The 7,959-nt window shown below is 43.8% G+C and carries 5 protein-coding genes; 3 read left to right on the top strand and 2 right to left on the bottom strand.

Annotation, left to right across the window (positions count from 1 at the left end):
- Window positions 1-17 precede the first annotated feature (17 nt).
- Window positions 18-1,901 (top strand): diguanylate cyclase, encoded by a 1,884-nt coding sequence (locus AB4517_RS18135; RefSeq protein ID WP_017068819.1) that lies wholly within the window; start codon window positions 18-20, stop codon window positions 1,899-1,901.
- Window positions 1,902-2,481: 580 nt separating this feature from the next.
- Here AB4517_RS18135 and AB4517_RS18130 read toward each other — a convergent pair.
- Both AB4517_RS18130 and pykF read right to left on the bottom strand, forming a co-directional pair.
- Window positions 2,482-3,153, bottom strand: coding sequence for a GntR family transcriptional regulator (locus tag AB4517_RS18130; protein WP_136982221.1), 672 nt, complete (start codon window positions 3,151-3,153; stop codon window positions 2,482-2,484).
- A 175-nt stretch (window positions 3,154-3,328) separates the two neighbouring features.
- On the bottom strand, window positions 3,329-4,741 hold the full coding sequence (gene pykF / locus AB4517_RS18125) for a pyruvate kinase PykF (RefSeq protein WP_136982222.1): 1,413 nt from the start codon (window positions 4,739-4,741) through the stop codon (window positions 3,329-3,331).
- Window positions 4,742-5,170: 429 nt separating this feature from the next.
- Between pykF and AB4517_RS18120 the strand changes: the two genes are divergently transcribed.
- On the top strand, window positions 5,171-5,941 hold the full coding sequence (locus AB4517_RS18120; RefSeq protein WP_017061404.1) for a DeoR/GlpR family DNA-binding transcription regulator: 771 nt from the start codon (window positions 5,171-5,173) through the stop codon (window positions 5,939-5,941).
- Window positions 5,942-6,048: 107 nt separating this feature from the next.
- Window positions 6,049-7,881 carry a glutamine--fructose-6-phosphate transaminase (isomerizing) gene (gene glmS / locus AB4517_RS18115; protein WP_017061405.1) on the top strand — a complete coding sequence of 611 codons (1,833 nt, stop codon included), beginning with the start codon at window positions 6,049-6,051 and terminating at the stop codon, window positions 7,879-7,881.
- The last annotated feature ends 78 nt before the right edge of the window (window positions 7,882-7,959 follow it).

Here is a 7,959-nt window from a genome sequence, read left to right as displayed (position 1 = left end):
ATTCATCTGAGTTAGCAATGCGAAATAAAAAATCAATAATTACATTGCTGATTATCTCTATCATATTGTCTTCTGCAGTATGTCTGTATTATTTGCAGCGCTACAAAGAAGTAAAACAGCAGAGCTTTGACTACTCAGCTAAGCAAGCCGTTCATCAGTTAGTGTATGCCAAGCGAGATTATGATCTTCTCAAGACTCAGTTAGTCTCGGTCATGGAGCTACTCAGTCATAGCCAGAGCTTGGTTAACTTTGCTTCCTCTCCCTCAGACCAAACCAAACATCTACTTGAAGAGGTCTGGCAATCTGTTCTAGTGAACCAGAAGTGGTATACACAAATCCATCTGTTAGATGTCACTGGCAAAGAATTGGTGCGTGTTAACTATTCCTCTGATACCGGTAGAGTGACGTTTCCTCAACAGCTGCAAGATAGGTCGGATTCTAACTACTTCCAATACGCTCAAAAACTAGAAGCCGAACAGATTGGCGGTTGGGGTATTGAGCTTGAAACTGAGCATGGTGAAGTCACCTTCCCTTATTCGCCGGTAATCCGTGTCTTTACCCCAGTAGAAACCCCTGACGAAAGAGTAGGCTACCTCGTCATCAATCTTGATGTATGGGGCTTATCGTCGCGTCTGAGCTTTTCACCAGATAACGATCTTAGAGCAGAAGTTCTCAATGACGCGGGTTACTTCATCGCGAGTAACAACAGCGGTAAGTTGTTCGGAGACTCTATTCCTGAAAGAAAAGGCTATAACCTGAAAAATATCGCGCCGAAGACGTGGGATGCGATCTCCAATGATCAGGTGGGATACGTTTTTGAAGATGGTAATTTGTTTGCCTTTAACACGGTTATGCTCGCGAACAGTCAAAAGGTCCATTTACTGATTCAACTTAATCAAAAGCAACTGATGGATCGGGCTGAGCGTGATCTAGATGATTTGGCCCATGAAGAGATCATTGTTCTGATTACGGTGCTGATATTCGCTTTCCCGTTTGCTTACCTGGTGACGCACTGCCGACGCCGAAGCCTAGAGAGTAAATTGGCACGCGCCGCATTGAATGGTATGTCGGCAGTGATGATCTCTGACAAGCAGCACCGCACAATGATGATCAACAACGAATTTGAGAACATGACTGGGTACTGCAAAAAACAGGTGATCGGTCAAAATGCATTGCAGTTGCTGCTTGAGAATACCGACCAAGTGCTCTCAAGCTCGGCTATTTGGAGTCATTTAGAGCAAGAAGAAGTATGGGAAGGGGAGGTTCAGTGTAAGAACAAGCTGCGTATTCCTTTTACTGCGATCATGCGAGTGCATGCGGTCAAAAACAATTCAGGCAAAGTCAGTTACTACATCACCTCGTTGGTTGATATTTCCGTAAGGAAGGAGCTTGAGGTACGTTTGAGGATCTTAAGTGAACGTGACTCTTTGAGTAATCTCTGGAACCGACGAAAATTCGAAGAGCAGCTGGCCTACTATTCTCGCTTAGTTGAGCGTTACCCGATCGAAGCGACCACCTGCTTAGCCTTGGTGGACATCGATAACTTCAAGCGAATCAATGATGAGCTTGGCCACGACGAAGGTGACCGTGTGATCGCTGGTGTTGCTAAACTTCTGCAAGATAGCCTTCGTGGGACGGACTTTGTTGCACGTGTCGGAGGAGAAGAGTTTGCACTCTTGATGCCACACACGTCTCTGCCAGAAGCAAAGCGCGTATTGGATCGCTTGCGAATAGAGATTGAACTGGCAGCCGGAACTAAGGTAACGGTGAGTGTTGGCTTTACTGATTTAACAAGTAACAGTACTCGCTCATACAAGTGTGCCGATGTTGCGCTTTACGAATCTAAATCGTCTGGTCGTAATACGGTCTCTATGTGTCCTAGCTACGATGATGTCGCTTAGGTTCGCTTCTATCTAGTCCTGTCTTCTCTTTGCTTCACCTCTTCAAGCTGGCCCCGACTCACTTTATCTCTCCCCCTTTTTATAGGAATCTCACTTTTGAGCGACCTATGTCACAAAATCTATACAGTTAGACTAAAGTCTAATGCTGGTGGAAATTTGAGCTAAAATGAACAATAAGTAAACTACCTTGCTTCAGATTACATCGTGCTTAACGGTGTAATAAATAGAGTGTTTACCAGATGTAAAAGGATGACACCGTTAACTTAATTCAACTGATTAGCTAGCCTTTTCAATGGTTTGAAAGGCAGCAGTAGAATTAGGTTAGCTGGAGCAAGAGTTTGGGGATCATACAGTCTGGTTAAAAGAGGCGTGGTATGTTTGTCGATTTTTTAGTGAGGTTAACCATAGGCACATTAGCCATTCTTGGCTTTCAATTGAGTGCTTTGTATTTTTTACCTATGGTTGTGCTACTCAATACTCATCACAAAGAGTTTTTTGGGTGGTAGTTCAGTCGTAATACTGGAAACAAAAAACGGAGCCATTGGGCTCCGTTTTTATTTGGTTAGAAGCTACTTTAGCGTTATGCCGCTTCGATAACTTCTTCAATTCGTTTCATTGAACCTAGCAGGTGTTGATCAAGCAGTTCAGTCGCTTGTTCTACATTCTTAGAGAGTACTAGTTTCATGATCATTTCGTGTTCATCAATATTGAACAGATCATCTGATGCGCTTTCTGCAGACATAGCGAGGAAGCGGTAACGTTTCACTTGGTTAATTAGGTCATCAAAGAACTTAAACATGTTCTCTGAATCTGCACCTTCAAGCAGTGCGACATGGAATTGCTGGTGGCGCTCTTCCCATTCTACACAGTCAAACTCTTCAGATACGTACTGTACTCGCGATAGTTTATGGTAAGACGTTAGTACATCCAGTTCCCAGCTCTCATCACCTGCTGCAATCGCTTTTTTAAGCAGAACCGATGATACAACACGAAGGCTTTCGTATAGGTCATTCAGTTCTTTCTTTGATACAGGAGATACCCAGCAGCCTTTTTGTGGCTCTAGTTTGACGTATTTACTCCAAGACAATTGCACTAGGGCTTCACGAATTGGAGATGCACCAACGTTGTATCTATTTTTTAGATCAGCAACAACGAGCTTTTGACCTGGGGTTAATTCACCGTTGAGAATATCTTGGCGAATCATCTTTGATACTTTGTCAGTGAGAGTAGGACTAGACATTACAAACCTCATGTATATTTGATTTCTAGTCTGCTAATCCATCTCTTGGAAAGAGCCATTGGATATTAACAGTACGTAGTTCTATCTTGTTTGATAATATAGCGTACTGAAAAGTTAGGCAAGATTTGTTTCATAAAAAAAGAGGGCCGAAGCCCTCTTTTATATTTTTATGCGAATCGGTTCATTCTTATAGAACGTGAACAGATGCCGTGTTTGTAGTACCAGAAGCTACTAGAGCGCCAGAAACCATTACTACGATATCGCCTTTGTTACCTAGGCCAGATTGTAGAGCGATTTCTTTACCGTTGATGTAGAACGTGTCTGTGTTCTCGATAGAGTCAACAAGAACTGGTTTAACACCTTTAGTAAGAACTAGCTGTGCAGCTGTCTTTTCGTTAGTTGTTAGAGCAAGGATGTTTGCTGTTGGGAAGTACTTACGTACTGAACGTGCAGACTTACCGCCTTCAGTTGCAACAACGATTAGAGGAGCAGCTAGCTTCTCTGCTGTATCTACAGCGCCTTTACATACTGCTTCAGTGATGCGTAGACGTGGGCTGTCTAGACGAGAACCTAGCTCAGCTTTAAGAGCTGAATCAGTACGGTTCGCGATTTGAGCCATGATAGTAACAGCTTCAACTGGGTACTTACCTTTAGCAGTTTCACCAGAAAGCATTACTGCATCAGTACCATCCATGATTGCGTTCGCAACGTCACCCGCTTCAGCACGAGTTGGACGTGGGTTGCTGATCATAGAGTCAAGCATTTGAGTTGCAGTGATAACCATCTTACGTGCACGGTTACACTTCTCGATCATCATCTTCTGAGCGAAGATTACTTCTTCAGCTGGGATTTCAACACCTAGGTCACCACGAGCAACCATGATGCCGTCAGAAGCTTCAAGGATTGAATCGAAGTTATCTACACCTTCTTGGTTTTCAATCTTAGAAATGATGTGGATGTTCTCGCCGCCGTTAGCGTTTAGAAGCTCACGGATTTCTTTAACGTCTTCTTCTTTACGGATGAAAGAAGCAGCAACGAAATCTACGCCTTGCTCACAACCAAACTTAAGGTCAGCTTTGTCTTTCTCAGAAAGAGCAGGAAGTTGAACAGAAACGCCAGGAAGGTTAACACCTTTGTTTTCGCCTAGAGCACCGTTGTTAAGAACTTTACACTTAACTTCAGTTTCTGTTGTTGCGATAACTTCCATTTCGATTAGGCCGTCATCAACAAGGATAGTGTTACCTGCTGTTAGGTCTTTAGCGAAACCTAGGTAAGTTACTGCTACTACGTCTTTGTTACCAACAACTGTTGCGTCAGTTGTGAAAGTGAACTCTTGACCAGCTACTAGATCTACGTCGTTACCATCTTCAAGTTTGATAGTACGGATTTCTGGACCTTTAGTATCTAGAAGGATAGCAAGTTGCTCACCTTTGTTTTCCATTACTTTACGGAAGTTCGCGATACGAGTGCCGTGCTCTGCGAAATCACCGTGAGAGAAGTTAAGACGCATAACGTTCATGCCAGCATCTACTAGTTCAGTTAGCTTCTCTACAGATTCAGTTTTAGGGCCAATCGTACATACGATTTTGGTCTTTTTCATGGAAGGTACTCTCCGGTAAGTATTGTTACAATTTGAAATTTATTTAAGTTCTGAAGATTGGTCCGCTACATCAACATTTTGTGCCTGTTGTGTAAAAGCGCGGGACTTCCAATATGTCCTTCAGAGTTGTAAGTCTTTCATCAATTTTAGTCATTTTATGACTAAAAGATTTTGATTCAATATCGGTTTTCTGTGACTTACCCCACTATATAGGGGGTAAGTTGCAAAAAAATAACAGTCAGTTTTGTAATTTTTTTTCTTTTCGGGTGCGGATTCTACCACCTAATGAGTTCAATATCACTGCTTAACAATTGTCTTAGGACAAGGTTTTATCGCTATTTATTAATTTTTTGGATCAAAATAAATGGACTAAATAGTTTCGTTGTAACTATAATATGTTTCATATCGAAACTTAATGGCCTTTTTTAAATGTCGAAACGAAACACCCAGCTCAGAAGACATGCAATTTCTAACCTAGTGAATGAAAAAGGGGAGGTTAGTGTTGATGAATTATCCGCTAAGTTCGAAACCTCAGAAGTCACTATTAGAAAGGACTTGGCGTCTTTAGAGAAAAACGGTCAGCTTTTACGCCGTTATGGTGGTGCGATTTCGTTACCGAAAGAGGTTGTCAACGAAGAACTGGGTCAACAAGTTTCGACTCGAAAGATTTCATTGGCAAAAGCCGCTGCAGATTTAATTCGCGACCATAACCGCATCGTGATCGATAGTGGCAGTACGACCGGTGCTCTAATTCAGCAGCTTAATGCTAAGCGTGGCTTGGTTGTTATGACCAACTCATTGCACGTTGCTAATGCGCTTAATGAGCTTGAAAGCGAGCCGACGTTATTAATGACTGGCGGCACTTGGGATACCCATTCGGACTCTTTCCAAGGCAAAGTTGCAGAGTCGGTACTTCGTGCTTACGATTTTGACCAACTATTTATTGGGGCTGATGGTATCGACCTCGATAGAGGCACAACCACGTTTAACGAACTGGTTGGCCTGAGCAAAGTAATGGCTGAAGTGTCACGAGAAGTGATCGTGATGGTTGAGTCGGAAAAGGTGGGACGAAAGATCCCGAACTTAGAGCTGGCATGGGAACACATTGACATCTTAATTACCGATACAGACTTAGGCGAAGAATCCAAAGCAAGTATCGAATCACATGATGTTCGAGTGATCCTGACCGATCCAGCGTAAAAACAAATTTAAGTATTATGCATTTACCTTCCTATGATTGATCTTAATGAAGATTTGGCCTTTGCTTACTGCCAATAGGAATAAAACAAAATTGATGGAGTGAAACTATGTGTGGAATTGTTGGTGCAGTAGCACAGCGTGATGTAGCTGAAATTTTAGTAGAAGGCCTTCGTCGTCTAGAATACCGTGGCTACGATTCAGCTGGTGTCGCTGTAGTCGATACTGAATCTAACCTAACTCGTGTACGCCGCCTAGGTAAAGTACAAGAGCTAGCTGACGCAGTAGAAGAGCAACAAGTGATTGGTGGTACAGGTATCGCTCATACACGTTGGGCGACACACGGTGAGCCGTCTGAAGCGAACGCACACCCACACATGTCTGGTGATATTGCCGTTGTACACAATGGCATTATCGAAAACCACGAAGCACTGCGCGCTATGCTGCAAGAGCGTGGTTACGTATTTACTTCACAAACGGATACAGAAGTTATTGCTCACTTAGTTGAGTGGGAACTTCGCACTTCAGCTTCTTTGGTTGAAGCGCTACAGAAAACAGCAAAACAATTAGACGGTGCGTACGGCACGGTTGCGGTTGATCGTAAAGATCCTAGCCGTATCGTTGTAGCTCGTTCTGGTAGCCCGATCGTTATCGGTTTTGGTGTCGGCGAGAACTTCCTTGCTTCTGATCAACTGGCGCTACTGAGCGTAACTCGTCGCTTCATGTACCTAGAAGAAGGTGATGTTGCTGAGGTAACTCGTCGTGATGTTACGGTATTTGATGTAGCGGGTGAGCGTGTTGAGCGTGAAATCGTTGAGTCAAACGCTGAACACGACGCAGGTGACAAAGGTCAATACCGCCACTTCATGCAGAAAGAGATCTTCGAGCAGCCAACAGCGCTGATCAATACAATGGAAGGCCGTATCTCTGACACTTCGGTTATCACTAACGCGATCGGCGTTAAAGCTGAAGAGATCCTAAGCAAGGTTGAACACGTGCAGATCATCGCATGTGGTACGTCTTACAACTCAGGCATGGCAGCGCGTTACTGGTTTGAATCTCTAGCTGGCGTAAGCTGTGACGTAGAGATTGCTTCTGAATTCCGTTACCGTGATTTCGTTGTTCGTCCGAACAGCCTATTGGTGACTCTGTCTCAATCTGGTGAAACGGCGGATACGCTTGCTGCACTTCGTCTTGCAAAAGAGAAGGGTTATATGTCTGCAATGACTATCTGTAACGTTGCGGGTTCTTCACTGGTTCGTGAATCTGATTTTGCCTTCATGACTCGCGCAGGAACAGAGATCGGTGTTGCTTCTACTAAAGCTTTCACAACTCAACTAGCAGCGATGCTGATGATGGTAACGTCAATTGGTCGTCTACAAGGTCGTATCAATGAAGAAAAAGAAGCGGAAATCGTTCAAGCACTTCACCAACTGCCTGCTGATATCGAGAAAGCATTAGCGTTCGATAAAGAAATTGAAGCACTGGCACCTGATTTTGCTGATAAGCATCACACACTGTTCTTGGGTCGTGGTGAGTTCTACCCAATCGCGATGGAAGCGTCTCTTAAACTGAAAGAGATCTCTTACATCCACGCAGAAGCATACGCAGCTGGTGAGCTTAAGCACGGTCCTTTGGCTCTTATCGATGCAGATATGCCTGTAGTCGTTATTGCACCAAGCAACGACTTGCTAGAGAAGCTGAAATCGAACGTTGAAGAAGTGCGTGCTCGTGGCGGTCTACTTTACGTATTCGCTGATGAAGATGCGGGCTTTGAAAGCGATGAGAACATGAAGATCATCAAGATGCCTCACGTAAGTGAAGTAACAGCGCCTATCTACTACACAGTACCGATGCAGCTGCTGTCTTACCATGTCGCACTAATAAAAGGTACCGACGTTGACCAACCTCGTAACCTAGCGAAAGCGGTAACAGTTGAGTAATCGACAGCTTACCTAAGATATAGATAATAAGAAGCCCATCCTGTGATGGGCTTTTTTTGTGGTGCGCCGAGCATGGCG

Origin of the sequence: Vibrio sp. 10N.222.52.C3, assembly GCF_041474195.1 — a bacterium.
Lineage (GTDB): Bacteria > Pseudomonadota > Gammaproteobacteria > Enterobacterales > Vibrionaceae > Vibrio > Vibrio crassostreae_C.
This window is presented reverse-complemented; position numbering and strand designations above follow the sequence as displayed.